The 25066-nt window shown below is 71.7% G+C and carries 21 protein-coding genes, 1 tRNA gene and 1 pseudogene; 12 read left to right on the top strand and 11 right to left on the bottom strand.

The genetic code is table 11. The features are described from left to right. Window positions 1-164: 164 nt before the first annotated feature. The 3 genes from MHY49_RS15795 to MHY49_RS15785 all read right to left on the bottom strand — a co-directional run bounded on the left by MHY49_RS15795 (window position 165) and on the right by MHY49_RS15785 (window position 3657). Complete coding sequence (locus MHY49_RS15795) at window positions 165-1808, bottom strand: DNA repair helicase XPB (RefSeq protein WP_239205723.1); 1644 nt, start codon at window positions 1806-1808, stop codon at window positions 165-167. A 152-nt stretch (window positions 1809-1960) separates the two neighbouring features. Further along, window positions 1961-2731, bottom strand: a complete 771-nt coding sequence (locus tag MHY49_RS15790) for a hypothetical protein (protein WP_239205722.1) — start codon at window positions 2729-2731, stop codon at window positions 1961-1963. Then, window positions 2728-3657, bottom strand: a complete 930-nt coding sequence (locus MHY49_RS15785; protein ID WP_239205721.1) for a hypothetical protein — start codon at window positions 3655-3657, stop codon at window positions 2728-2730. The genes MHY49_RS15790 and MHY49_RS15785 overlap by 4 nt, the downstream gene beginning before the upstream one ends. A gap of 374 nt (window positions 3658-4031) precedes the next feature. Between MHY49_RS15785 and gndA the strand changes: the two genes are divergently transcribed. Beyond that, window positions 4032-5495, top strand: coding sequence for an NADP-dependent phosphogluconate dehydrogenase (gene gndA / locus MHY49_RS15780; RefSeq protein ID WP_239205719.1), 1464 nt, complete (start codon window positions 4032-4034; stop codon window positions 5493-5495). A gap of 92 nt (window positions 5496-5587) precedes the next feature. Here gndA and MHY49_RS15775 read toward each other — a convergent pair whose 3' ends face one another. Together MHY49_RS15775 and MHY49_RS15770 are read right to left on the bottom strand one after the other, a co-directional pair. After that, window positions 5588-5920 (bottom strand): hypothetical protein, encoded by a 333-nt coding sequence (locus tag MHY49_RS15775; protein WP_200503461.1) that lies wholly within the window; start codon window positions 5918-5920, stop codon window positions 5588-5590. A gap of 198 nt (window positions 5921-6118) precedes the next feature. Next, window positions 6119-8317: a helicase-associated domain-containing protein gene (locus MHY49_RS15770; RefSeq protein WP_239205717.1), complete on the bottom strand. Its 2199-nt coding sequence runs from the start codon at window positions 8315-8317 to the stop codon at window positions 6119-6121. A 31-nt stretch (window positions 8318-8348) separates the two neighbouring features. On the opposite strand from MHY49_RS15770, the gene MHY49_RS15765 reads away from it, so the two are divergent. Further along, window positions 8349-8422, top strand: a tRNA-Leu gene (locus MHY49_RS15765). A 91-nt stretch (window positions 8423-8513) separates the two neighbouring features. Next, window positions 8514-9344, top strand: a complete 831-nt coding sequence (locus MHY49_RS15760) for a hypothetical protein (RefSeq protein WP_239205715.1) — start codon at window positions 8514-8516, stop codon at window positions 9342-9344. 638 nt (window positions 9345-9982) lie between these two features. On the opposite strand, the gene MHY49_RS15755 is transcribed toward MHY49_RS15760, so the two are convergent. Beyond that, window positions 9983-11488 (bottom strand): MFS transporter, encoded by a 1506-nt coding sequence (locus tag MHY49_RS15755; RefSeq protein ID WP_239205713.1) that lies wholly within the window; start codon window positions 11486-11488, stop codon window positions 9983-9985. Between the two features lie 57 nt (window positions 11489-11545). On the opposite strand from MHY49_RS15755, the gene MHY49_RS15750 reads away from it, so the two are divergent. Together MHY49_RS15750 and MHY49_RS15745 are read left to right on the top strand one after the other, a co-directional pair. Beyond that, entirely contained in the window at window positions 11546-12574 is a 1029-nt protein-coding gene (locus MHY49_RS15750) for a helix-turn-helix transcriptional regulator (protein ID WP_239205711.1), read from the top strand. Next, complete coding sequence (locus tag MHY49_RS15745; protein ID WP_239205709.1) at window positions 12571-13335, top strand: YggS family pyridoxal phosphate-dependent enzyme; 765 nt, start codon at window positions 12571-12573, stop codon at window positions 13333-13335. Before MHY49_RS15750 ends, MHY49_RS15745 begins: the two co-directional genes overlap by 4 nt. Window positions 13336-13353: 18 nt before the next feature. Here the strand turns inward: MHY49_RS15745 and MHY49_RS15740 are convergent, their stop codons facing one another. Then, window positions 13354-14445, bottom strand: a complete 1092-nt coding sequence (locus MHY49_RS15740; protein WP_239205707.1) for an ROK family transcriptional regulator — start codon at window positions 14443-14445, stop codon at window positions 13354-13356. Window positions 14446-14654: 209 nt separating this feature from the next. On the opposite strand from MHY49_RS15740, the gene MHY49_RS15735 reads away from it, so the two are divergent. From MHY49_RS15735 to MHY49_RS15715, 5 genes are all read left to right on the top strand, one after another. Further along, window positions 14655-16073 (top strand): MFS transporter, encoded by a 1419-nt coding sequence (locus tag MHY49_RS15735; protein ID WP_239205705.1) that lies wholly within the window; start codon window positions 14655-14657, stop codon window positions 16071-16073. Between the two features lie 395 nt (window positions 16074-16468). Next, window positions 16469-17608, top strand: coding sequence for a PLP-dependent aspartate aminotransferase family protein (locus MHY49_RS15730; protein ID WP_239205724.1), 1140 nt, complete (start codon window positions 16469-16471; stop codon window positions 17606-17608). Between the two features lie 70 nt (window positions 17609-17678). After that, the gene (locus MHY49_RS15725; protein WP_239205703.1) at window positions 17679-18563 is read left to right on the top strand and encodes a transporter substrate-binding domain-containing protein; all 885 of its coding nucleotides are present in this window, start codon (window positions 17679-17681) and stop codon (window positions 18561-18563) included. Between the two features lie 10 nt (window positions 18564-18573). Further along, window positions 18574-19239, top strand: coding sequence for an amino acid ABC transporter permease (locus tag MHY49_RS15720; RefSeq protein ID WP_239205701.1), 666 nt, complete (start codon window positions 18574-18576; stop codon window positions 19237-19239). Continuing rightward, window positions 19223-20020, top strand: a complete 798-nt coding sequence (locus MHY49_RS15715; RefSeq protein ID WP_239205699.1) for an amino acid ABC transporter ATP-binding protein — start codon at window positions 19223-19225, stop codon at window positions 20018-20020. Before MHY49_RS15720 ends, MHY49_RS15715 begins: the two co-directional genes overlap by 17 nt. Window positions 20021-20072: 52 nt before the next feature. Here MHY49_RS15715 and MHY49_RS15710 read toward each other — a convergent pair whose 3' ends face one another. Beyond that, a complete protein-coding gene (locus tag MHY49_RS15710; protein ID WP_239205697.1) occupies window positions 20073-20546 on the bottom strand; it encodes a GNAT family N-acetyltransferase in 474 nt (157 codons plus the stop codon). A gap of 40 nt (window positions 20547-20586) precedes the next feature. Next, the gene (locus MHY49_RS15705; RefSeq protein ID WP_239205695.1) at window positions 20587-21141 is read right to left on the bottom strand and encodes a hypothetical protein; all 555 of its coding nucleotides are present in this window, start codon (window positions 21139-21141) and stop codon (window positions 20587-20589) included. Between the two features lie 235 nt (window positions 21142-21376). Between MHY49_RS15705 and MHY49_RS15700 the strand changes: the two genes are divergently transcribed. After that, window positions 21377-22270, top strand: a complete 894-nt coding sequence (locus tag MHY49_RS15700; RefSeq protein WP_239205693.1) for a Bax inhibitor-1/YccA family protein — start codon at window positions 21377-21379, stop codon at window positions 22268-22270. Window positions 22271-22367: 97 nt separating this feature from the next. Next, the gene (gene cls / locus MHY49_RS15695) at window positions 22368-23852 is read left to right on the top strand and encodes a cardiolipin synthase (RefSeq protein ID WP_239205691.1); all 1485 of its coding nucleotides are present in this window, start codon (window positions 22368-22370) and stop codon (window positions 23850-23852) included. Between the two features lie 28 nt (window positions 23853-23880). Here the strand turns inward: cls and MHY49_RS15690 are convergent, their stop codons facing one another. Together MHY49_RS15690 and MHY49_RS15685 are read right to left on the bottom strand one after the other, a co-directional pair. After that, window positions 23881-24699 (bottom strand): hypothetical protein, encoded by an 819-nt coding sequence (locus tag MHY49_RS15690; protein ID WP_239205689.1) that lies wholly within the window; start codon window positions 24697-24699, stop codon window positions 23881-23883. Between the two features lie 16 nt (window positions 24700-24715). After that, window positions 24716-25066, bottom strand: a pseudogene (locus tag MHY49_RS15685) (hypothetical protein); the annotation flags it as partial.

Raw genomic sequence — 25066 nt, 5'->3', positions numbered from 1 at the left:
GGGTGGAGTCGTCGGGGGAGGTCATCGCGGGCTCCTCGGGGAAGACGGGGACGAGCACGGCACGGGGCCGCACGGGACAGCTTCCACTGTAGTCACCGCGTCCCTCCCGGCCTCGGACCCGCGTGGCGCAGCGCGAGGTGTCACCCGCGGTGTCCCGGGCGGTGTCAGCCGACGGGAAGGTCCTCGGCGTCCAGGATCGAGTACGCATAGCCCTGCTCGGCGAGGAAGCGCTGGCGGTGCGCGGCGAACTCCTGGTCCTGGGTGTCGCGTGTGACCACGGTGTAGAAGTGCGCCTCGCGCCCGTCGGCCTTGGGTCGCAGCAGACGCCCGAGCCGCTGGGCCTCCTCCTGGCGGGAGCCGAAGGCGCCGGAGACCTGGACGGCGACGCTCGCCTCGGGGAGGTCGATGGAGAAGTTCGCGACCTTGGAGACCACGAGCCGGTCGATCCGGCCCTCGCGGAAGGCGTCGAAGAGCTCCTGGCGCTTCTTCACGGGGGTCTTGCCGGTGATGAGGTCGCAGTCCAGGCGCTCGGCGATCTCCTCGAGCTGGTCGAGGTACTGGCCGATCACGAGCAGCCCCTCGCCGGCGTGGCGGGCGGCGAGGCGCTCGACGACGTCGAGCTTGCCGGGATGGGCGGCGGCGAGGCGGTGACGGTCGTCGGCCTCGGCCCCCGCATGCAGCATGCGCTCCTCGCGGGTCATGCTCACGCGCACCTCGGTGCACACGGCCGGGGCGATGTAGCCCTGGGCCTCGATGTCCTTCCAGGGGGCGTCGTAGCGCTTGGGGCCGATGAGGGAGAACACCTCGCCCTCGCGGCCGTCCTCCCGCACGAGCGTCGCCGTGAGGCCCAGACGCCGACGGGCCTGGAGATCGGCGGTCATCCGGAACACGGGCGCGGGCAGCAGGTGCACCTCGTCGTAGACGATGAGGCCCCAGTCGCGGGCGCTCACCAGCTCGAGGTGCGGATGCACGCCCTTCCGCTTCATCGTGAGCACCTGGTATGTGGCGATGGTGACGGGGCGGATCTCCTTGGAGGCGCCCGAGTACTCGCCGATCTCCTTCTCGGTGAGCGAGGTGCGCCGCAGCAGCTCGGCCTTCCACTGACGGGCGGAGACGGTCGAGGTCACCAGGATCAGGGTGGTGCGGCCCATCGCGGCCATCGCCCCGGCGCCGACGAGGGTCTTGCCGGCGCCGCAGGGGAGCACCGCGACCCCGCTGCCGCCCTCGACGAAGGCGTCGACGGCCTCGCGCTGGTACTGACGCAGGGTCCAGCCGTCCTCGACCAGGGAGATCGGATGGGACTCGCCGTCGACGTACCCGGCGAGGTCCTCGGCGGGCCAGCCCAGTCGCAGCAGCGCCTGCTTGAGCGCGCCGCGCTCGGAGGGATGGACGGCGATCGTGTCCTCGTCGATGCGGGCGCCGAGCATCCCCGCGACCCGCTTCGAGCGGGAGACCTCGGTGAGCACGGCCCGGTCCAGGGCGCGCAGGACGAGGCCGTGCGCGGGATCGGCCTGCAGCTGGAGCCGGCCGTAGCGGTCCATGGTGTCCGCGACGTCCACGAGCAGCGAATGCGGGACGGGGTAGCGGGAATGGTCCACGAGCGCGGCGACCACGGTCTCCGCGTCGTACCCGGCGGCGCGCGCGTTCCACAGGCCCAGGTCGGTGATCCGGTAGGTGTGGATGTGCTCGGGTGCGCGCTCGAGCTCCGCGAAGGGCGCGATCGCCGCGCGGGCGAGCGCCGCGGAGGGGTGGTCGACCTCCAGCAGGAGGGACTTGTCGCTCTGGACGATGAGAGGGCCGTCGGTCACCCGAGCGAGGGTACGCCGGGTGCGCGGTCGCCGAGCGGGCTCCGTCGGACGTCTCACGTGCTCGGGCGGCGGGGCCGAGCAGCCGGGATCTCGCGATTCGCCCTTGGCCCCTCGCCCTCGCCCCTCGCCGCCGGGCCGACGGCTCGGGTGCCTCAGCGCGGGAGTGCGCGTCCCTCGATCCGCTCGAACAGGCCCAGCAGGAACAGCGAGGTGAACGGCGTGATCACGATGTCCAGCACGTTCAGCCAGGTGCCGAGCGAGGACGCGACGATGACCAGGAGGCACGCGAGGATCGTGGTGCCCAGGCGTGCGCTCGCGGCGCGGGAGCCGTCGCCGATCGCGACCTCGGTGCCCCGCGCAGTGGCGGCCGGCGCGAACAGGAGCAGGACCATGGCGACCAGCCCCGGGATCACGCACAGCACGAAGCCGACGGCGGTGAGCACGCCGCAGATGATGATCGTGAGGATGACGCGGCCGTCGCCCGCGAAGTAGCGCGTGGGTTCCTGGCGGTCCCCGCGCAGCACGTCGACGCCGAAGCGCAGGGTTCCCGCGGTCCACAGGAGCTGGATCACGAGATATGCGACGGCCAGCAGCAGCTGTGCGGGAGCGAGCGCGATCGGGATCCAGTCGGGGACCACGTCGGCGACGCCCTGGAGCTCGAGCAGTCCCGTGGAGTCGTCGTCGCCCGCGAGGGCGGAGAGGATGTCCAGCGCCAGCGCGATCGCTCCGTAGATCACGGCGGGGAGCACCAGCGAGCGCCAGTTCCGCACGACGCCGGTGCCCATGAACGTCAGCGCCGCGCCGAGGTCGGCGCCGAGGTCGCCGCGCGGCGCCGACCCGCCCTGTGTCTGCGGGTGCTGCGGGTATGGAGGGCCCGGATTCTGCGGACCCGGATCCTGCGGGGGAGGGGGCTGGGCCGTCATGCCCGCACCGGCTCCGTGAGCCGACGGCCGTTCACGCGCTCGTAGAGGCCGAACTGGAAGAGCACGAGCAGCGGGAGCAGGAGGATCGAGCCGATGACGATCGAGCCGGCGATGCTCGAGGCCGCCATCGTGATCACGTAGGCGAGCACGGTCAGCCCGAAGTTGTTCTTCACCAGCGAGAAGCTCTCCTTGATCGCCTGCACGGGGCTCGCGCCGCGCGCGGCTGCAGGGAGCGCGTAGAAGCTGAACACGCCGAGGACCAGGCCGGGGATCACCAGGATGAGCGTGCCGATCCCGACCATGATCCCGACCAGCAGAGCGGTGAGGATGACGCGGCCGGGGCCGACGAAGGACCCGCCGAGGACGGGCCTGCCCCCGGTGCGGACGGTCTCCGCCGCCCGCACGGCGCCCGACTGCCAGAGCAGCGCGATGATCCACGCGAAGGGAACGGACGCGAGGGTGATGCCGTACAGGGCGACCAGCGCCCCCGCCGGCACTTCGTCGGAGGAGGTCGGGGCGTCCTGCATCATCCCGACCATCACGATGATCGCGATCGTCACCGCGACGCCGACGATGACGAACACCGCCACGGACCAGATGATCGCCGGCACGAGGAACGCGGCGACGTTGCGCGCGAACGCCGACCACATCCAGCTGACCGAGGAGCCGAGATCAGACCCCAGGTCGGTGCCCGGGGCGGGGCCGGACGCGGCGGCGGGCTGCGTCTGCGGGCCCGCCGGGAACTTCTGACCGGGCTGGTCCTGCTGATCCTGCTGACCGGGCTGGTCGTAAGGCGAGGCCTGGCCGTACTGCGCGGGGGAGCCCTGCGCCTGCTGCGGGGCGCTCCAGGCGCCCGGGTTCGCGCTGCTGCCGTCCTCGGGGCGGCCGGCGCTGTCGCTGCCGGGGTACGGGGGGATGCTGCTCATGGCGGTGCTTCTCCTCGGTGCTGCGGGGCCGACCGGTGGCCGATAGCTGTCCGCGATGTGGGGGTCAGGGGTCGTCGTCCAGGGTCGTCCGGGGTCGTCCGGTCTCGTCGTGCAGGCACGACGCTACCGGGTGGCCGCGTGATCGTCGCCCCTCGTTCGTCGGTCGGAGGGGCCGACGGAGGTCGGCGCGGCGCGTGCCGCCGGTCACGGCAAGCCCTGGCACGGCACCGCAGCGGACGCGCGGCGTCCTTACAATGGGCGCGACGGCAGGCGCAGGTGCCCTCGGGTCATGCCCGGGGACCGTTTCGCGCCGCCCCCGGACGCGCGGTCCTGCCGCACGCCGGCAGCCCGCACTCGATGCAAGGAGCACATCCATGGCCAGCTTCGAACCTTCGCCCGCGAACGTCGCCGACATCGGCGTGACCGGCATGGCGGTGATGGGGTCCAACCTCGCCCGCAACCTCGCGCGCAACGGCTTCAAGGTCGCGATCCACAACCGCTCGGTCGCCAAGACCGAGACCGTGTACGACAACTACAAGGACGAGGGCGAGTTCTTCCCCTCCGAGTCCACCGAGGACTTCGTCAACTCCCTGCAGAAGCCGCGCGTGGCGATCATCATGGTGAAGGCCGGCGGCCCCACCGACGCCGTCATCGACGAGCTCTCCCAGTACATGGACGAGGGCGACATCATCGTGGACTGCGGCAACGCACTGTTCACCGACACCCGTCGTCGGGAGCACGCGCTGCGCGAGAAGGGCCTGCACTTCGTGGGCGCGGGCGTCTCCGGCGGCGAGGAGGGCGCGCTCAACGGCCCCTCGATCATGCCCGGCGGCACCGTCGAGTCCTACGACCGCCTCGGCCCGATGTTCGAGAAGATCTCCGCGCACGTCGACGGCGTCCCGTGCTGCACGCACGTGGGCGCGGACGGCGCCGGCCACTTCGTGAAGATGGTCCACAACGGCATCGAGTACGCCGACATGCAGGTCATCTCCGAGGCCTACGACCTCATGAAGCGCGCGCTGGGCATGGACGCCGACGCCATCGGCGACGTCTTCGCCGAGTGGAACAAGGGCGACCTCGAGTCCTTCCTCATCGAGATCACCGCGATCGTCCTCAAGCACAAGGACTCGCGCACCGGCCAGGCCTTCGTGGACGTCATCCTCGACCAGGCCGCCCAGAAGGGCACCGGCGCCTGGACCGTGCAGACCGCCCTCGACCTGGGCGTCCCGGTCACCGGCATCGCCGAGGCCACCTTCGCGCGCTCCATCTCCGGCGACGCCGCCGAGCGCGAGGCCGCCCGCGCGACCCTCAAGGGCGAGACCCTCGACGAGGAGATCGCCGACAAGGCCCAGTTCATCGACGACCTGCAGAAGGCGCTCTACGCCTCCAAGCTCGTCGCCTACTCGCAGGGCTTCGAGGAGATCGCCAAGGGCGCCGAGACCTACGACTGGGACATCAAGCTCGGCGACATGGCGAAGATCTGGCGCGGCGGCTGCATCATCCGCGCCAAGTTCCTCAACCGCATCACCGAGGCGTACGACCGCGAGCCCAGCCTGAAGCTGCTGCTGGCGGACCCGTACTTCACCGAGGAGATCACCAAGTGCGTGCCCGCGTGGCGCCGCGTGGTCGCCTACGCCGCCGCCAACGGCTTCCCGGCCCCGGTGTTCGCCTCCTCGCTCGCGTACTACGACGCAGTGCGCGCCGAGCGCCTGCCCGCCGCCCTGGTGCAGGCCCAGCGCGACTACTTCGGCGCCCACACCTACAAGCGCGTGGACGACGAGGGCACCTACCACGTCGAGTGGTCGGGCGACCTCACGGAGACCCGCCAGGACGGCTGATCCCGTCACCGCATGAAGGAGGCCCGGACCGTACGGTCCGGGCCTCCTTCATGCGGTGCCCGTGAGCCGATGCTCACGGGCACGACGGAACCTCAGTACGACGTGGACGAGCTGTCCAGGATGGCGCCCAGCGCGCCCGTCGCGATGAGGATGACCCAGACGATGATCGCGATGACCCAGATGATCGCGTAGACGATCCAGGTCACCTTGTAGAGCTTGTTCGCGCTCTCGACGTCCGACCCCGCCTTCACGAGGCCGACGATCGCGATGATCGTGGAGACGAGCTGCAGCGGGCTGCACAGCACGGTGGTGACGGCGCAGACGACCAGCTGGACGATCCACTTGGTCTTGCTCACCGGCGCCCCGGGAACGAATCCCTGCCCACCGGGGACGGGAGCACTGAAGTTGGGGTTCGGGCTGGTCATGGTCGGGTCCCTTCGTCGGTCCGGCGAGGAGGTGCCGGGTCGTCGTTGCTGTCGCGGCGATCCACGATCTGCGGCGCCGTAGGGAAGCATAGGCAATCGAAGACGTGTTCGACCATGGGGATAAGTCCCCATGAACCGGCGTGACGTGCGTGCGCAGGGCAGCGGAGCGGCCCGTCGACCCATGCCGCGCGTGCCGTCTCAGTCCAGCGTCACCCTCTGCACCAGCACCGTGAACTCCTCGCCGTCGGACGCCGCGCGCGCTCGGAGTCGGCCGTCCTCCACGCCCAGCGGCACGGCGTCGACGCGCTCGATGCCGCCGCGTCCGTCCACGATCCCCAGGCTCACGATCCTTCCGGCGGCCGACGCCTCCAGCAGCAGGTCCACCGTGCTCGGCGCGCCCTCCCCGGACTCCGCACGTCGCAGCCGCGCGACGGCCTCCGCCGGCTCGAGGAGGGCCGACGGGCCGGGCGTCGCGGGCGCGCGCACCAGCTGCTCGACGGCCTCGCCGCCGCTCCTCCTCGCAGCCGCCCCGGCGGCCGGGCCCCGCGCTCCCGGGCGCGCCGCCGGCGCGCCCGCGTCACCGTCGGCCAGAGGAGAGAGGCCCGCGGCCGACGCCAGGCGCAGCAGCATGCGCGGCTCGCACGCCGCGATCGCGACCGTCGGCGCGAGGCGCTGCAGTCCAGCGCTTGCGGCGCCGGGCTGGGCGAGCAGCAGGGCGATCGCGTCCTCCTCGCCGGTCACGTAGGCGCGGGCGGGGCCGACGTGCACCTGTCCCAGCCGTCGCTGCTCGTCGTGCACCAGGTACTCGAGGGCCTGCGGGATCTGCGTGCGCGAGGCCTCGCGCAGGAGCCCCAGCAGCTCTTCGGCGTCCCGTCCCTCCTGGAGGGCGCCGCGCACGGACGCGGGCGTCGCGCGCAGGGTCAGCGCGCCGCCGCGGGAGACCACCTCGGTCCACGTCTCGAGGGCGGCGAGCCGCGGGCTCGGTCGTCCGGGCACGACGATCGTGAGGTCCGCGCCCAGCAGCACCTCGTCGACCGGTGCCGGGGCGAGGGCGACGAGCGCCTCGGTGAGTCGGGCGTCGGCCGTGGGCAGGTCGGCCCCGAGCACCTCGACGAGCGTCTCGCCGAGCACGGTGAGCGCGCCGCCGTCCAGGAGTCCGAGGGTCGCTCCCTCGTGCAGCACGGCGCTCACGTCCCGCGCGAGAGTGCGCGCGGGCACCAGCGGATGCCACCAGGCGAGCGCCGCGTGCAGACCGTGCTCGGGAAGGTCGCGGCCGGGGTGCGCGGCGAGGACCCGCAGCAGGCGCGCACGGCGCGCGGCGGCCTGGTCGATGCGTGTGGCCTCGGAGAGCAGTGCGCGCGGGGTGCCTGTCGCATCGGCCTCGCCGGCCGCGACGGCGAGGTGGTCGCCGTGCGCCCAGGCCAGAGCCAGCTCCGCCCAGCGGTGCTCAGGGCCGTGCTGCCACAGCTCGGCCCAGTCGGCCGTGGGCGCCCAGGTCTCGCCGTCGTGCCCGAGGAGCCCGGCGAGCCAGCCCGACTGCAGGATCGTCGCCGCTGTGACCTCCTGGATGCCCGCGTCCGCGGCGAGTCGTCGCAGGTCGCGCTGGGGGAGGCCGCCGCGGCGCAGCACTCCGGGCGCGGTCTCGTCGTCCCAGCCGAGCACGCTGTCCAGGACGCGCACGGCGTCCAGGGCGCGCTCGACCGCGCCCGCTGTGCGCGTCCCCGGGATGCGCTCGCGGATCTCGGCCCCGCCGGGGTCCGGGGGATCCTGCGGGAAGGATGCGAGGAGGCGTCCGCCGCGCAGCGCGAGGTGCACGCTGCGCGGGATGCGCAGGGCGGAGCCGTCCGCGACGGCGATGCCCGCCGCGAGCAGCCGGTCCGCCAGGTCCCCGGTGCCGACCTCGAGGCGTCCGGGGGCCCAGCGCAGACGGTCCAGCGCTGGCCCGAGCTCTGCAGGGGCGCGATCGAGGAGGGCGCGGGCCTCGTCGGCCGACGGGTCCTCGGCGTGCACGGGCGCGAGCCCTGCGGGGGACCGCAGACCTTCGCGCACGGCCCGCACCAGGCGCAGCTCGTCCTCGCCCCACAGCAGGGCGATGGTGCGCAGGTGCTCCAGGTGCGCCGCCAGCGGTGTGTTCGGCGCGTCGAGCAGCGCAGCGATCTGCGGCGGGGAGGCGCCGTCGCCCAGGACCGCGAGGGCATCGACGACGGCGAGCTCGGCGGCGGTGAGGGTGCCGAGGGCCCGACGGGCCGACAGCGAGCCGGTGGCGCGCGCCGCGAGGGCGCCGAGTCCGTGGGGGAGCGGGTGCAGCAGATCCGGGCGTGCGCTCAGCAGGCGCTCGAGGCGCTGGTCGTCGAAGCGGCGCAGGGAGTCCGCGAGGGAACGGAGGGAGTCGGCCATGGCACGTCCAGCATAGGCTTGTCACCAGCACGCCCCCATAGCCCAATCGGCAGAGGCAGCCGCCTTAAAAGCGGCTCAGTGCGGGTTCGAGTCCCGCTGGGGGCACGTGGACGGCTCCCGCCCTGGTGCGGTGGCTCCCGGGTGACTGGGGAAGACTGCTGTGGCCGCGTTGAGTTCGTACGAGAGAAGAGGATCGATGGAAAGGGTCCTCGGTGTCTTATTGACTCTTGGGATTGTCGCAGTGCGTCTATGGGTTCGTGCTGGGCACCGATGCAGGGCCTTCCTGAGCCCGCGCAAGCCGGCGGTCGTCGATTCGGAGACACTCACCTGGGCGGTCCGTCTTCGCGGTTGGCTCTCCTGGGCGCTTGCGCTGTGGGCGGGAAGTCGTTGGTTCGATGACTACGACGACTGGTCCGGCTGGTTCGAGGGCATGCTGGCCTCAGCTGTCGAGACGGCCGTCGTGATACCGGTCCTCCTGCTGCTTGGATTCGTCGTGCTTCCTTTGATCGCAGTTCGAGGTGAGCGGCGCGCGATCTACCGCGCAATGTTGGAGCCCGGGCGCACCCTCGTGATCTCGGCGATATTGGTCGTAGGAATTATCTTCGCCGCAGACCTGTCTCCGCGCCTCGCTGTCGCGCCTTCTTCTTCTGTGCAGTCGACAGGAGACGCAGTAGGCCTGCTCCTCGGAATTGCGATGTTGGCGCTGCTGCTTGCGGTCATGTGGTTCATGAGCGCCTGGACTGTCTGGGGTATTCCGGCGGTCCTTCGTCACATGTTTAGAGTTCACGACGCCCACCCTGCATATCCGGCCGTTCTGACACTCGCTCTTTGCATCTACTCGCTCGGCATCGGCTTCGTCCGCGACATCAGTGGCGGCTGGGAGTCGCCCTTTCCCCTCTGGGCGCAGATTCTTTTTCTCATCGGGGGACCGTGCGGCATCGCAGCGACCAGCGTGGCGGAACTGATCGTCCTGTGGAAAAGGCACGATGTGAGCTTGCGTCGCGCGTACTGGAGCCAAGACAAATGAGGGCGTTCACCGCGTTGTGCGTGAGACGCCTCGTCTGAATGACGTCATCTTCCACTAAGCGTCGGGGTTGACCCGCAGGATCCTCTGACGGGCATTCTTTGAGTCCTCTGGGGTGGTCTTGTGGGTTGTCTTGGACGCGGTTTCTCCGCGGACGGCGCGGTCGCCGGCGGGTGATCTCCTGCGGATCGCTTCAACCTCACGTGTTCCGCGAATGCGGTCTCGGTCGCGAACGGGGCATGTTTCACGGGTCCTCTGCTGCCCCGAGGGAGTCTCATGCAATGGCGTCTTGGTTCCGAGGTGACGGCTACACGTATCTGTCTGCGCCATCCTTGACGCGGTTCTTTCTTGATTTCGCTCATTATGAGACAGGCATCGAGCAGGTCGGGCTTCGAGACCGGATGGGTAACGTCACTCTTGTGTACGCGACAGCGGACAGCTCTGATGCGGGGGCCAATTCTCTCTTCGTCCGGAAGTGCACATAGTGCCGCCGGCAGGCAGTCATCTTCCGTCAACGCCTTGATGGTCGTACACGCTCTGGACTCGCTATCGGGTCGCTCGAGAACAGCAGTGGTCGTCGTCGATCAAGGCCACCTGACCGCGCCGTGCCCGAGAGCTGCCCTGAGGGAGGAACGCGACGCTCATCGCTCGATCCGCTGCTTCGATGCCGTCAGCGAGGAGCCCCGATTCGTCGCCCGACCGAGCGCGGTGACGAGCACCGCGAACACGGCGGCGAAGAGGATCTGCACGCCGATGCAGGCGGCGACGGCGAGCGCAGGGTAGGTCGGCAGCGCGCCCAGCACCAGGCCGAAGACGGGCACCCCGAGGGCGATGCCCACCTGCTGGAGCGTCGAGAACAGGCCGCTCGCGAGCCCCGCGAGGTCGTGGCTGACCGCGCCCATGACGCTGCCGATCAGCGGCCCGTACATCGCGGCCTGCGCGACGCCGAGCACCACGAGCACGAGGCACAGCAGCACGAGCGACGGGTGCCCGTCGCTTCCCACGACGATCGCCGCGGTCGCCGCGAGCATGACGGCCTGGCCCGCGACGCCCGCGAGCATCACGTGCCGCGGCGTCCAGCGGGCGACGAGCGCGGGCAGCATCGCGCTGGTGACGACGAACCCGGCGGCGAAGACGGTGAGCACGATCGCCGTGGTCAGCGCGCCCAGGTGCAGGCCGGTCTGCAGCGTGGTGGAGAAGTAGTAGACGAAGCCGCCGTAGCTCGCGAAGAACACGAGCGTCAGGGCCAGTCCGAGCTGCAGGGGGCGCACGCGCAGCGCCGAGAGCGGCACGAGGGCGTGGGCGTCCGTGCGGTGACGCTGCCACAGGGCGAAGGCGGCGAGCAGCACGGCCGCGAGCACCAGGAGCGAGACCACGGCCGACGTCGCCAGCAGCGAGCCCGCGCCGAGCGGCAGCACGATCGCCGCGATGGCGGCGCCCAGCAGCAGCGCGCCGAGCGGGTCGAGCCGGCTCACCCGGCTCGAGGAGGTCTCAGGGATCGCACGCGCGGCGAACAGGGCCAGAGCGGCGACGAGGGCCACGAAGCCGAAGGCGAGGCGCCACCCCGCGCCCCACGGGTCCGCGGCGACGAGCGCTCCGGCGCCGATCTGGCCGATCGCGGTGCCGCCGCCGATCACGGAGGCGTACGCGCCCGTCCAGCGCGCCCGGGAGCGGCCGACGGTCGTGTGCTGGATCGTCGAGAGCACCTGCGGCAGCGCGAGGCCGCTCGCGACGCCCTGCAGCACCCGGCCCACGAGCAGCACGCCCGCGCCCGGCGCGAGCGCGACCAGCAGGGACGCGGGGACCAGGGCCGCCAGGGCGATCTGCAGCATCCGGCGCCTGCCCCAGGCATCGCCCAGGCGTCCGCCGAGGACGAGCGAGGAGGCGAAGCCCACGGAGAACAGGGCGACCACGAGCGTGCCGGTCGAGGCGGTCAGACCCAGGCCGTCCTCGAGGGCGGGGAGGGCGAGGGTCGAGGAGCCGAAGATCAGGTTGCCGGTGATGGCGGCGGCGAGCAGCACGACGCCGCCCGCGCCGAGCGGCGGGCTCGTCGGCTCCGTCGACTCCGGCGGTGCCGGGACGTCCGGGGCGGCGGGGGAGTCCGCCACGGCGGCGGCGTGCGATGCGGAAGCGGTGCTGCATGACATGGGTCCATCTGACACCCCCTCTATCCAGGTATCCAGATGCCCTTTATCCTGGTACCCATGGTGCTCGCCTCCCGTTCAGCCTCCGCCTCGTCGACTGCCCCGTCGACCGCCCGATCGACCGTCGCGTCGTCCGGCTCCGGTGCTTCCGCGTCCGCGTCCGCCTCCGCGTCCGCTCGCGCCGAGCTCGCGGGCTTCCTGCGCAGTCGCCGCGAGCGCCTGACCCCGGATCGTGTGGGCCTGCCTCCGGGCGGGCGCCGCCGCACGCCCGGGCTGCGCCGCGAAGAGGTCGCCATGCTCTCGGGCATCGGCGTGACCTGGTACACCTGGCTCGAGCAGGGGCGCGACATCACCCCGTCCACGCAGGTCCTCGACGCCCTCGCCCGGGCCCTGCTGCTGGACCCCGACGAGCGCGCGCACCTGCACCTGCTCGCCACCGGCTCCCGGCCGGACGACGCCGGCGACCCCGCCGGATGCAGCGTGGTCACCGCCGACCACGTGGAGCTGCTCGCCCGCTTCGAGGGCGTCCCCGCCTGCATCCAGACCGCGAAGTTCGACATCCTCGCCGCGAACGCGACCTACCGGTTCCTCATCACCGACATCGACGAGGGTCCGCTCGAGGACCGCAGCTGCATGGTCCGCGCGTTCCTCGACCCCGTCTGGCGCTCCGCCTACGACGACTGGGAGGCGACCACCGCGCGCATGGTCGCGCGCCTGCGCGCAGCCATGCCGTCCCATCTCGACGACCCGAGCTGGACGGGCCTCGTGGAGCGCATGCGCACGAGCTCCGAGCGCTTCGACGAGCTCTGGCAGCGCCACGACCTCACCCGGAACGGCGCCCGCGACCAGGTCTTCCACCTCCCGCGCGCGGGCGATGTGACGGTCCGCTTCACGCGGCTGCACCTCGACGAGGCGGCGAGCGTGCACCTCAACGTCCTGCAGCCCGTGGGCGAGGAGGACGCCCGGCGGCTCGCAGCCCTCGCCCCGGCCTCCGTCCCCCGGGTGACCATGCGTCCCACCCTCGCCGAGCGCCTGGGGGAGGAGCTCAGCGCGAGAGACGGCGGGAGGCTGGGAGAATACGCGGTATGACCTCCCCGCTCTCCCCGTCCGCGGCTCATCCCGACGAGCGCCTCGATGCGCGGCTCGACGCACGCCTCGACGCCGTCCTCGCACGCCTGGACGCCGCCGCCGAGCGCGCGGGCCGCGACCCCCGCGAGATCCTCGTGCTGCTGGCCACCAAGACCCGCTCCGCCCCCGAGATCGCGGGCGCCGTCCGTGCCCTGCACAGCCGTGGTCGCCGCGTCGCGGTGGGGGAGAACCGCGCCCAGGAGATCGTCACCCACGAGGATCCCGCGCTCGCCGCCCTCGAGTCCGAGCTCGCGGTGCCGCGCCACTTCATCGGCCGCCTGCAGCGCAACAAGGCCCGCGACGTCGTCGCCTTCGCCTCCCTGATCCACAGCGTCGACCGCCCCGAGATCATCGACGCCCTCGCCCGCCGCGCCGAGCTCGCCGATGTCGAGCGCGACGTGCTCGTCCAGGTCAACACCTCAGGGGAGGAGTCGAAGGGCGGCTTCGCCCCGGATGCCGACACCATCGCCGAGGCCGTCGGCCGGATCCGCGCCACGAGCGCCCTGCGCCCCGTCGGCCTGATGACGATCGGCGCGCACACGCGCGAGGAGACCGCGGTGCGCGCCTCCCTCCGCCGGCTGCGCACCCTGCGCGAGGAGCTCGCCGACCCCGCCCTCGTCGAGCTCTCGATGGGCATGAGCGCGGACCTCGAGATCGCCGTCGAGGAGGGCTCGACCATCGTGCGCCTCGGCTCGGCCGTGTTCGGCCCGCGCGAGGTCTGACGGGCGGGCCCGCTCAGCTCACTCGGGGCCGACGAGCGCCGTCGGCAGGCCGTACTCGTGCTCGAGCACCTCGCAGGCCGCGCCCACGGCGATGAGGTCTGTGCCGCGCGTGGAGAGCATGACCTCCACGTGCACCCACGGCTCCTCGCGCAGACCCTCCTCGAGGGCGCCGCGGATCGCCTCCATCATCGGCTCGTGGTGCGTGTACACGGTGCGACCGCCGAGCACCACGCGGTCCACGTCCACCAGGCGCACCAGGTCCAGCACGATGGTGGCGAGCACGCGCGCCGCGTCGGCGACGTCGCCCCGCTCGAGGGACGCCATGAACTCGGCCTGCGCGCAGCCCCGCCTCCCGCACTCGCAGGCCACGCCGTCCATCCGCACCACCGTGTGCCCCACCTCGCCAGAGTGCGAGTGGGCGCCGCGCACGATCGTCCCGTCGAGGCTCAGGCTCGCCCCGAGCCCGTCCTCGACGAGCACCAGGGCGGCGTTGCGCAGCAGCCCGGGCTGGGACCAGGTCTCGCCCACGATCGCCGCGCGCGAGTCGTGGTCCAGCAGCACGGGCATGCCGAGCGCCTCGACGAGCATCCGGCGGATCTCCGCGCCGCGCCACGGATCGGGGGCCGACGTCCCCCGGTAGACGCCGCCCGCGACGTCGACGGGCCCGGGCATGCCGACGCCCACGCCCAGCAGCAGGCCCTCCCCGAGGCCTGACAGCTCGCGGGCCTGCGCGGCGAGGGTCTCGATGAGCTCGGGGACGGGCTGGCGGTGCCCGATCTCGATCTCGCGGTGGGCGACGACCTCGCCGGTGAGGTCCGCGACCACGCCCCGCACGCGCGTGCGGGTGAGGTGCAGGCCGATCGCCCGGCGGGACGAGGGCACGATCCGGTAGAGGGTCGTCGGCTTGCCCGGGCCGGAGATGATCGAGCCGGCGCCCGCCATCAGCCCGCGCTCCATGAGTCGACCCAGGATCTTGGAGATGGCCTGCGGCGTGACCCCGAGCGCCTCGGCGAGATCGGCGCGGGAGACCGGCTCGCCGCGGCGGGCGACCGCGAGCACCGCGGCGTCGTGCGCGCCCGCGACGCGGTCCAGTGGGGTGCTCGGTCTCACCTCTTCATCCTCCCACGCGGGGTGTGATGCGGATCAGGGCACCGGATCCGGCCCGACCCCTTGACGTAACGCAACAGCGTTTGCTTATTCTTGTGCCCCGGGTGATGGAGCCCGTCCGCAACCGCCCCATCGATCAGCGGCCACAGCCCTCACCGGCCGCCGCTGCCAGCGATCACCGCTCCACCCGCACGCACTTCGAGGTACTCCCCATGACCACTGTCACCACCGCCCCCGCGGCGTCCGACCAGATCAGCCCGGCTCGCCGTCGGCTCGCCCTGTTCGCCCTGGCGCTGGGCGGCTTCGGCATCGGCGGCTCCGAGTTCGTCTCCATGGGCCTGCTGCCCGGGATCGCCCACGGCCTGCTGCCCGACCTCATGGCCTCCGATCCCGAGACCGGCATCGCCCGGGCCGGGATCGCGATCTCCGCCTACGCGCTCGGCGTCGTCGTCGGCGCCCCGATCCTCGCGCTGCTCTCGGTGCGCTGGAGCCGCTCGTCGATGATCGTCGCGCTCGCCGGCGCGCTCGCCCTGGGCACCCTGCTCTCCGCGGCCATGCCCACCTTCGAGCTGACCGTCGCCGCCCGCTTCCTCGCGGGCATCCCTCACGGCGCCTACTTCGGCGTGGCCTCCCTGCTCGCCGCCTCCCTGATGGGCCCCGGCAGCCAGGGCAAGGGCGTCGCGCTCGCCCTCTCCGGCCTCACGGTCGCGAACCTGCTGGGCGTCCCCGTGCTCACCGCCATCGGCCAGGCCGCCGGCTGGCGCGCCGTCTACCTGGTGCTGACCGGGGTCTTCATCGCCACCGTGCTCGCGCTGCGGGCCACCATCCCCGCCCACGAGAAGCCCATCGGCCGCCGCATGGTCGACGAGCTCGTCGCCCTGCGCCGCGTGCAGCTGTGGATCGTCATGGGCATCGCCGCCGTCGGCTTCGCCGGCTCCTTCGCCGTGTTCAGCTACGTCTCCGACATCACCACCCAGGTGACCGGCGCCCCCGAGAGCGCCGTGCCGTGGGTGCTCGTGGCCGCGGGCCTCGGCATGACGATCGGCAACGTCGTGGGCGGCGCGGGCGCCGACCGCTCCCTGCAGCGCACGCTCATGGTCGGCTTCCCCGGCTTCATCCTCGCGCTCGTGCTGCTGTTCGCCGTCGCCCACACCAACCTGGTCGCCCTGATGGTCGCGTTCTTTCTGGTGAACCTCGCCAACGCGTCCCTGAACCCGGCCATGCAGACCTGGCTCATCGGCATCGCGCGGCGCTCCGAGGTGCTCGGCGCCTCGCTCAACCACGCCGCCTTCAACGTCGCCAACGCACTCGGTGCGGGCCTGGGCGGCGCCGTGATCGCCGCGGGCTTCGGCTACCGCTCCACCATGGTCGTCGCGCTCGTGCTCGCGATCACGGGCTTCGCGATGGTCACCGCGACCCTCGTGGCCCTGCGGGTGCGCGCCCGGCGCCGCCTGGAGATGCTGCGCGGCACCGAGTTCACCACCACCGGCGCCATCGAGGCGATCGACGAGGAGGACGGGCTCGAGGCCGGGGCCGATGTCGAGGCCGCGGGCGATGTCGAGGCCGCGGCCGAGACGGAGGACGGGGTCCCCGCGCGGTCGCGCGCTGCGCGACCCGTCGCCGTCGGCTGATCCTCGCGGGTCGATCGCCGGAGGCCGACGGAGGGGTTCCGCCCGGCGGGTTTCCACCCGGCCGACGGTGTCACCGAGCGGCATATAGCGGCGCTCTCTGCCATATATGGCAGAGAGCGCCGCTATACGCCGGTGCGTGACATCGATCCGCCGATGCGTCCCTCTCCCCGCCCCGCCCCCGGGCCCGGTGCCGTGCGGCGATGCCGCACGGCGATGCCGTGCGGTGATGCCGCGCGGTGGTGCTGCGCGGCCGGCCTCCTGACCTGGGCCCGGGCCGCGCGACGTAATCCCCCTAACTCCCGTTATGACGGTCAAAACCCACGGCTCTAGGATGGGCACTGCGTCGCCCCGCCGCCCCGGCGGAGCGCCCTCGCCCGTCCCAGGAGGTTTCCGTGGTGCACATCCAGACCGTCGCCGTCCAGGCGCTGCGCGAGAACGAGCAGGAGCACGGGGCCGTCGTCCCGCCGGTCCACTTCGCGTCGACCTTCGAGCTGGACCCGGCGACGTCCGACGGCACCTTCTCCTACCAGCGCGGCGGGAACCCCACGCGCGCCCAGCTCGAGCAGGTGCTCTCCGCGATCGAGGGCGGCGGCCGCGCCTTCGCCTTCGCGACCGGCATGGCCGCGACCTCCGCGGCCTTCTCCCTGCTCGGCGCGGGTGACGAGGTCATCCTCTCGGCGAGCGTCTACGGCGGCACGTACCGCCTGGTCACCGAGTACTTCCCGCAGCAGGGCCTCGGCCACCGCTTCGTGGACGACCTCGGCGAGCTCGACGACGACTCCTTCTCCGAGAGCACCCGCATGGTGTTCATCGAGACCCCCGCGAACCCGACCCTGCGCGTGACCGACCTGCGCCGCATCGTCGAGCTCGCCCATGCCCACGGCGCCCTCGTGGTCGTCGACAACACGTTCATGACCCCGGTCCTGCAGCGTCCCCTGGACCTGGGAGCCGATCTCGTCGTGCAGTCGGCCACGAAGTACCTCGCCGGGCACTCCGACCTCCTCGCCGGCGTGGTCACCACGCGCGACGACGCCCTGGCCGACTGCATCGGCCTGGCCCAGAAGGCCTACGGCGCCGTGCTCTCTCCCTTCGACTCCTACCGCCTCATCCAGGACGTGAAGACGCTTCCGCTGCGCCTCGAGCGCCAGCAGGCCAGCGCCGTCGCGATCGCCGAGCACCTGCGCGGCCACGACGCGATCGCCGCCGTCCTCACGCCCGGTTCCCGCAGCGAGGAGGAGGCCGCCATCCAGGCCTCGCAGGCCACGGGCCCCGGCGCGGTGCTCTCCTTCGAGCTCGATCCCGCCGTGGACCGCGTGCGGTTCCTGACGGCGCTGCAGATCCCCGCCTTCGCGGTGAGCCTCGGCGGGGTCGAGTCCCTCATCTGCCACCCCGCCTCGATGACCCATGAGGCCATGACCCCGGAGGCCCGCGAGGTCGCGGGCATCAGCGACGAGCTGCTGCGCCTGTCCGTCGGCATCGAGGACGTCCGCGACCTCATCGCCGATCTCGACCAGGCCCTCGCCGCCGCCCGCTGAGCCTCGGGCTCCCGCACGCCCCATCCATTCGCCCCATCGCATCTTCCCCGCGCTGACCAGGAGGTCCGCCATGAACCGTCCGCTCCCGCCCCGAGCTCTCCGCTCGTCCTTCACCACGCGCCGCACGCTGCTCACCGCAGGCGGCGGCCTGGGCCTGGCCGCTCTGCTCGCCGCCTGCGGCCCCTCGCAGACCCGCGGCGAGGACGGCTCGGTCTCCTCCGACGGCGGTGGGAAGGCGGCCGACGAGGACCTCCTCGAGCGCATCCAGTCCGGCAAGTCCATACGCATCGGCCTCGAGGGCACCTACCGCCCCTACGCGTACCACGACGACAAGGGCGACCTGGTCGGCTTCGAGAAGGACATCGCGGACGCGATCGCGAAGGGCCTCGGGGCGACGCCGAAGTACGTCGAGACCGAGTGGGACTCGCTCATCGCCGGCCTGGACGTCGACAAGTTCGACATCGTCGTGAACAACGTGGGCATCACGCCCGAGCGCGAGAAGTCGTACCTGTTCTCCGAGCCCTACGCCCGCTCCATCGGCCGTGTCGCCGTGCCGGAGGACTCGAAGATCGAGTCCTTCGACGATCTGAAGGGCAAGCGCGCCGCGCAGTCCGCGACGAGCAACTGGGCCGCCCAGATGGAGAAGCTCGGCGCCGAGATCGTGCCCGTCCAGGGCTTCGCCGAGGCCATCGAGCTGCTCACCCAGGGCCGCGTCGATGCGACCGGCAACGACCTGGTCTCCTTCCAGACGTACCAGAAGGAGAACCCCGACAAGAAGTTCCGCCTCCTGGATGACGAGCTCCCGGACGACTCCGAGGTCGGGGTCATCATGCCCAAGGGCCAGGAGCCGCTGCAGAAGAAGATCGACGAGATCCTCGACGGCATGAAGTCCGACGGGTCCCTGAAGAAGATCTTCGAGAAGTGGGTGGGCCAGGACCTCACCCCGAAGGGCTGATCGGGGCACCATGGACACGCTCCAGATGTGGGCGGACAACCTCCCGCGGCTGCTGCTCGCGGCCCTCGAGGTCACCGTCCCGCTCTCGCTCATCTCCTTCGCGATCGCCATGGTGCTCGCGGTGATCACGGCGCTGGGCAGGCTGTACCTCCCCGGTCCGCTCAAGGTGATCCCGTGGCTGTACGTGTGGATCTTCCGCGGCACGCCGATGGTCGTGCAGCTGTTCATCGTCTTCTTCGGCCTGCCGAACCTCGGCATCGTGCTGCCTGCGATGACCGCCGCCGTGGTCACGCTCGCGCTCAACACGGGCGCCTACGCCTCGGAGGCCGTGCGCGCCTCGATCCTCTCGATCCCGCGCGGCCAGTTCGAGGCGGCGCAGACGCTGAACCTCTCGCGTCGCACCACGTTCTCCAAGGTGGTCGCGCCGCAGGCGTTCCGCATCGCCCTGCCGCCGCTCATGAACGACTTCATCGACCTGGTGAAGGGCACGAGCCTCGTCTTCGCGATCACGATCACCGACCTCTTCCAGGTGGGCCGCCAGATCGCCGCCGCGAACTTCCAGCCGATGGCGATGTACACCCTGGTCGCGCTCATCTACCTGGTGATGGTCTCGCTGCTGAGTCTGCTCCAGATGGTCCTCGAGAAGAAGGTGTCCGCCCATGTCCGCACCAGCTGAGAACGAACCGGCGGGGGCGCGAGGTCCCTCGCTGCTGGAGTCGCTGCGTCTGCGCGGCGTCCGCAAGACCTTCGGCTCCCTCACCGCGCTCGATGACGTGGACCTCGACATCCCGCGCCGCGGCACCACGGTGCTGCTGGGCCCCTCGGGGTCGGGCAAGTCGACCCTGCTGCGCTGCATCAACCTGCTCGAGCGGCCCGACGCGGGCTCGATCGACTTCGGCGACGGACCGATCCGCCTGGGCGGACGCCTGGGCGCGCGCACCGTGCGCTCGGTCCGCTCCCGCTCGACCATGGTGTTCCAGCAGTTCAACCTGTTCCCGCACCTCACGGCCCTGGGCAACGTGACCCTCGCGCCGATCCACACGGAGGGCGTGCCGAAGGCGAAGGCCGAGGCCCGGGGCCGGGAGCTGCTGGAGAAGGTGGGACTCGGCGCGAAGGCCGACGCCTACCCGGACCGTCTCTCGGGCGGGCAGCAGCAGCGCGTCGCGATCGCGCGTGCGCTCGCCATGGAGCCCGACGTGCTCCTCTTCGACGAGCCCACCTCGGCGCTCGATCCGGAGCTCGCGGCGGAGGTCGTCGCGGTCCTCGCCGACCTCGCCCGCGAGGACCGCACGCTCGTGGTCGTCACCCACTCGCTCGCCTTCGCCCAGCGCGTGGCCGACAAGGTCGTGTTCCTCGAGGACGGGAAGGTGCTGCTCGACGGCCCGCCGAAGGACTTCTTCGAGAGCGAGGACGCCCGGCTGCGGCGCTTCCGGGAGATGGTCAGCTCGGCGGTGTGAGCCGCGGGCCGTCGCCCTCATCGCCCTCGTCGCCGCCGTCGTCGCGGTCCCCTCACAGCGCGAGCTTGTACCCCTCGTGGCTCGCGCGGTAGCCGAGACGGTCGTAGAACCGATGCGCGTCGACGCGGCTCTTGTCGGTGGTGAGCTCTGCGAGGGCCGCCCCGTGGTGGCGGCCGTACTCGTGGGCCCAGGCGAAGAGGGCCGTCCCGAGACCGCGCCCCCTGGTCGCGCCGGCCAGTCGCACCGCCTCGATCTGCACGCGGGTGGAGCCCCGTCGGGACAGACCCGGGACCAGGGTGAGTTGGAGTGTCCCGCAGACACCGCCGGAGGCGTCCTCCACCACGGCGAGGAACTGTCGCGGGTCGGCGTCGATCTCCGCGAAGGCCGCGAGATACGGGGCGAGGTCCTCCTGCTCGCGTCCGGAGCCGATCACGTCGTCGGCCAGCAGCGCGACGAGCGCCGGCACGTCCTCCGCACGCGCCCGGCGCACGGTGAAGGTCTCTCCTGCGGCATCGATCGTGTCCATGCGCACAGCGTGCCAGACCCTCCACCGGAGGTGCCCCGGGTCAGCCGCGGATGCCGCCGTCCCGGCTCGTCGCCCGCTCGATGCGCCGACGATGGGCGCGGCGCCGACGGGCGCCGCCCACGACCCGCACGAGCATGCGCCGCGCACCGGTGAGGGAGTCCGCGACGAGGGCGACGCCCGTCGTCGAGACCAGCGAGATGAGGAAGACGCCGCCCGCCGTGCCCAGCAGGCCCAGGTGGGCGGCGAGGGTCCACGCGCCCGCCGCCGTGCCCGCGCCGGTGACGAGCTCGCGCAGCGAGAGCGAGCGCACGGCGTGCTCGGTGCGCTCGGAGCGATCCGCGGCGCGCTCCGGCCGCCGGGCGACGTCCGTGCCCGGCCCGGAGGAGGAGTCCCCGCCCTGCATCTGCGGCCCCAGGTCCAGCGCCCTGGTGTCGATCGCGCGCAGGCGGGAGGTCGCCGTCGCGGTCCGACGGGGGCGGTGGCGGGCGGGCACTGCGGGCTGCGCCGTGGATGCCATGGAAGGAGACGCCGAGGAAGGAGCCGTGGACGCGGAGGTGCTCGCGGGCAGCGGGGTCTCGAGGGTGGCGGTCGACATGGGATCCACCCTCGCGTGCGCGCGGCGGGCGCGGGCGGAGGAGCGGTGGATCGTTCGTGAAGGAATCGCAACACCGGCGCGATCGCCTCGTGGACGCATCCCGTCGGCGCGGAGCGAACACTCATCCCGCGCCCAGACGCGCACCCCCGCCGCCCGGTAGGCTGGGCGGAAGCGTCCCCGGGCCTCCTCGCCTGCGTCGGACGTCCCGGCCATCACGCACTATCGGAGGAGCGCCATGGCACACCACAACATCGTCTTCGGCAAGGACAAGGCCCTCGCGCAGGGCCAGGGCCAGTACGCCGCCTCGCCGGACTTCAGGAGCGACTTCCCCGCGACGGGGCAGGGGACGCAGCAGACCCAGCAGGCCCCGGGCCAGCAGGCCCCGGACCTCGAGTCCCTCTACGCGCGCCCCGCCGCGACCGGCCACGACACCGGCCGCATGACCATGCGGGACGCCCTGAACGCGATCACCGCGACGCTCGGCGTCACGATCGTGTTCGGCGCCTTCTTCTGCCTGCTGCCCGTGGCCCTCGGCGTCGTCGGCGGCCCCGAGGCCAAGGACCTGGGGTTCGGCATCGCGACCGGTGCGATGGTCGTCGGCTTCCTCGGCGGCTTCGTCCTGGCCATGGTGAACTCCTTCAAGAAGAAGCCCTCGGCGGCGCTCGTGCTCGCCTACGCCGCGCTCGAGGGCGCGGCGCTCGGCGGCATCAGCGGGCTGCTCAACGAGAGCTTCCACGGCATCGCCCTGCAGGCGGTGGTGGGCACCCTCGCGGTCGCGACCGCAGTTCTCGTGCTGTTCCGCGTGGGCGTGCTGCGCACCTCCCCGCTGCTCACCAAGATCTTCGCGGTCGCCATGGTTGCCTATCTTCTCTTCGTCCTCGTGAACCTCGGACTCTCGCTGTTCGCGGGCATCGACCTGCGCGAAGGCTGGCTCGGCCTCGTGATCGGGGCCCTGGCGGTCGCGATGGGCGCCTACTCCCTGGTCATGGACTTCGAGGACGTCCAGCGCGGCGTGCGCGCCGGGGTGGACCGCAGCTACGCCTGGCGCTGCGCCTTCGGCATCACCGTGACGCTCGTGTGGATGTACATCGAGATCCTGCGGATCCTCTCGATCCTGCGCAACAACTGACGATCTGAGGCGCCGACGGGTCGGGCCCTTCGGCCCGGCCCGGCCCGCCGACCCGGCCCGGCCCGCCGACCCGGCCCGTCGGCCCCGAGGAGGGTGTGTGGAGACCTGGACCTGGGTCGTCGATCACGTCGTGCTCGTCGCGCCGTACGTCGCCTTCGCCCTCGACATCATCCTGCGCGTCACCGCGGTGCTCGTGGTGCCGCGCAACCGCCGCCCCGCGAGCGCCTTCGCGTGGCTGTTGGCGATCATGGTCTTCCCGCTCGTCGGCTTCCCGCTGTTCCTGCTGCTGGGCAACACGCAGCTGCCGCGCAAGCGGCGCCGGAAGCAGGTCGTGGTCAACCGCCTCATGAAGGTGCGCGCGCACGACATCCCCGACAGCGACCTCGACGAGGACAGCCCGAGCTGGCTGCAGTCCGCCGTCGCCCTGAACCGCGAGCTCGGCGCGTACCCGCTGACGGGCAACAACTCCGCGGACCTCGAGATCGAGTACGAGGCCTCGATCCGCCGTATGGCCGAGGACATCCGCACGGCGCGCGAGACCGTCCACGTGCTCTTCTACATCGCCGGGCTCGACGAGACCACGCGCCCCTTCTTCGACGCCGTCGCCGAGGCCGCCGACCGCGGCGTGAAGGTGCGCTTCCTCTACGACCACTACGGCTCCATGAAGTACTGGAGCGTCTACCGGCCGATGCGGCGCCTGCTGGACGCCCACGGCATCGAGCACTACCCGATGATGCCGATCAAGCCGCTGCGCGACGGCGCCCTGCAGCGACCCGACCTGCGCAACCATCGCAAGCTGCTGATCGTCGACGGCGAGGTCGGCTGGATGGGCAGCCAGAACCTCATCGACTCGGCCTACGCGAGCGCGAAGGGGGCGCGCGAGGGTGTGCGCTGGCAGGAGACGATGATCCGCCTGCGCGGTCCGATCGTCTCCGAGGTCAACCTGCTGTTCGGGACCGACTGGTACCTCGAGTCCGGCGAGTCGATTCCCGAGGACCAGGTGGTCCGTCCCTCCCCGGACACCTCCGGCACCTACGAGTGCCAGATCGTGCCCAGCGGACCCGGCTTCGTGCTCGAGAACAACCTGCTGCTGTTCAACCAGCTCTTCTACAGCGCCGAGAAGCGCATCACCGCCGTCAGCCCCTACTTCGTGCCCGACGAGTCGATGCTGTACGCCCTGGTCACGGCCGCCAAGCGCGGCGTCGAGGTCGAGCTGTTCGTCTCCGAGAAGGGCGATCAGTTCCTCGTCGACCACGCCCAGTGCTCCTACTACACGGCGCTCCTCGAGGCCGGCGTGCGCATCCAGCGCTACGAGGCGCCGAAGATCCTGCACGCCAAGCACGTCACGGTCGACGACTCGGTGACGGTGCTGGGCTCCTCCAACATGGACATCCGCTCGTTCCTGCTGGACATGGAGAGCTCGCTCATGGTGGGCGGCACGGACTTCATGGAGAAGATGCACGAGGTGGAGGACGTCTACCGCTCGCGCAGTCGCGAGCTGACCCTCGAGGAGTGGCGCACCCGCCCCTTCTGGAGGCAGATCCTGGACAACACCTGCCGCCTGGCCTCCGCGATCGTCTGATCCCGTTCCTGACCCTCTCGTCGAGCCTCTAGCCGACCCCGGCGAGGGAGTCCTCGGCCTCCTGCGCGGCCTTCACGTGCTCGTCGACGTCGATCGCGGCCTCCGAGGCGAAGAAGCTCGGCCCCTGGGGCGTGTCCACGACGATCATCGTGATCTTCTCGCCCGTCACCTTCTCGAGGTCGGACTGGCCGAACATCAGGTCCCCGGTGGTCCTGAAGCCCTCCATGCCGTCGATCGTGACCTTGGTGGTGCTGCGGTGCTCGAGCGTGCGCTGCGAGGTCCCGCCCCAGATCCCGCTGTTGGACAGCAGACAGTCCATGAGACGCCCGGACGCCACCTCGGCGCCGGGGTACTCCACGCCGTCCTGCCACCGCAGCTTCCCGACGGTGATCGTGGAGTACCAGTTGCGCTCGACCGTGGCCAGCGCCATCTGGGTGTCCTCGCTGAAGGGCAGGGGAGTGGACGTCTGCCGCTGGTCGAAGCCGTCGGGCGCGGTGAACTCGAGGCCGCCGCCGCGCAGCGTGCTGCCCGAGTTCTGAGAGGTCCGCTTCGACTCGTCCGGGCTGTTCCAGCAGCGCTCGGGCACCACGGAGGCCGAGGCGCTCGGGCTCTGCGAGCCGCCGCCGTCCGAGGAGCCGGCCGACGGGCTCGGCGTCGGCTGGTCCGAGCCGCCGAGCGCCGCCCTCACCCCGAGCGTCCCGCCCACGATGAGCACGAACACCGCGAGGAACGAGACCGCCCCCGCGGTGACGGCGCGACGCGAGCCGGACCGGCCGGAGGGGGAAGCGGACGAGGAGGGAGCGGACGAGGACGAGGGGGACGAGGAGGGAGGGGACGACGGGTGCACGGGGCGGCTCCGGGGATCAGACGACCTTGAGGCTCTTGATGATCTGGTCGAGGGCGTCGGCGTGCTCGGGGACGTCGGCGGCGACGTCGGAGGCGACGGCCTGCGGGCCGTCGTCGGTGTCGACCACGATCGCGGTGACGATCGAGGCGCTCGTGTCCTGGAGCTGCGAGGGGTCCTCGAAGTGATAGGTGGCCTGGACGATCCATGCGTCGTGGCCGTCGACAGTCGTCTCCTCGCTGCGGTAGTCGGTGACGGTCGGGTTCTCGCCGAACTCCACCAGCACGCCGGCGGTGGTCGCGTAGCACTGGAAGATCGCGACCGCGGCCTTCTCGTCGCCCGGGTACTTCCCCTCGGACTCGGGCCACTC

Source organism: Brachybacterium sp. ACRRE (assembly GCF_022346485.1).
GTDB lineage: Bacteria > Actinomycetota > Actinomycetes > Actinomycetales > Dermabacteraceae > Brachybacterium > Brachybacterium halotolerans.
This window is presented reverse-complemented; position numbering and strand designations above follow the sequence as displayed.

What these genes read in the sequence shown, in the direction of transcription:
- MHY49_RS15790 (WP_239205722.1), bottom strand. Translation starts at nt 2,731, where the DNA reads ATGACGGCCCAGCCCCCTCCCCCGCAGGATCCGGGTCCGCAGAATCCG.
- MHY49_RS15785 (WP_239205721.1), bottom strand. Translation starts at nt 3,657, where the DNA reads ATGAGCAGCATCCCCCCGTACCCCGGCAGCGACAGCGCCGGCCGCCCC.
- gndA (WP_239205719.1), top strand. Translation starts at nt 4,032, where the DNA reads ATGGCCAGCTTCGAACCTTCGCCCGCGAACGTCGCCGACATCGGCGTG.
- MHY49_RS15775 (WP_200503461.1), bottom strand. Translation starts at nt 5,920, where the DNA reads ATGACCAGCCCGAACCCCAACTTCAGTGCTCCCGTCCCCGGTGGGCAG.
- MHY49_RS15770 (WP_239205717.1), bottom strand. Translation starts at nt 8,317, where the DNA reads ATGGCCGACTCCCTCCGTTCCCTCGCGGACTCCCTGCGCCGCTTCGAC.
- MHY49_RS15760 (WP_239205715.1), top strand. Translation starts at nt 8,514, where the DNA reads ATGGAAAGGGTCCTCGGTGTCTTATTGACTCTTGGGATTGTCGCAGTG.
- MHY49_RS15755 (WP_239205713.1), bottom strand. Translation starts at nt 11,488, where the DNA reads ATGTCATGCAGCACCGCTTCCGCATCGCACGCCGCCGCCGTGGCGGAC.
- MHY49_RS15750 (WP_239205711.1), top strand. Translation starts at nt 11,546, where the DNA reads ATGGTGCTCGCCTCCCGTTCAGCCTCCGCCTCGTCGACTGCCCCGTCG.
- MHY49_RS15745 (WP_239205709.1), top strand. Translation starts at nt 12,571, where the DNA reads ATGACCTCCCCGCTCTCCCCGTCCGCGGCTCATCCCGACGAGCGCCTC.
- MHY49_RS15735 (WP_239205705.1), top strand. Translation starts at nt 14,655, where the DNA reads ATGACCACTGTCACCACCGCCCCCGCGGCGTCCGACCAGATCAGCCCG.
- MHY49_RS15725 (WP_239205703.1), top strand. Translation starts at nt 17,679, where the DNA reads ATGAACCGTCCGCTCCCGCCCCGAGCTCTCCGCTCGTCCTTCACCACG.
- MHY49_RS15720 (WP_239205701.1), top strand. Translation starts at nt 18,574, where the DNA reads ATGGACACGCTCCAGATGTGGGCGGACAACCTCCCGCGGCTGCTGCTC.
- MHY49_RS15715 (WP_239205699.1), top strand. Translation starts at nt 19,223, where the DNA reads ATGTCCGCACCAGCTGAGAACGAACCGGCGGGGGCGCGAGGTCCCTCG.
- MHY49_RS15710 (WP_239205697.1), bottom strand. Translation starts at nt 20,546, where the DNA reads ATGGACACGATCGATGCCGCAGGAGAGACCTTCACCGTGCGCCGGGCG.
- MHY49_RS15705 (WP_239205695.1), bottom strand. Translation starts at nt 21,141, where the DNA reads ATGTCGACCGCCACCCTCGAGACCCCGCTGCCCGCGAGCACCTCCGCG.
- MHY49_RS15700 (WP_239205693.1), top strand. Translation starts at nt 21,377, where the DNA reads ATGGCACACCACAACATCGTCTTCGGCAAGGACAAGGCCCTCGCGCAG.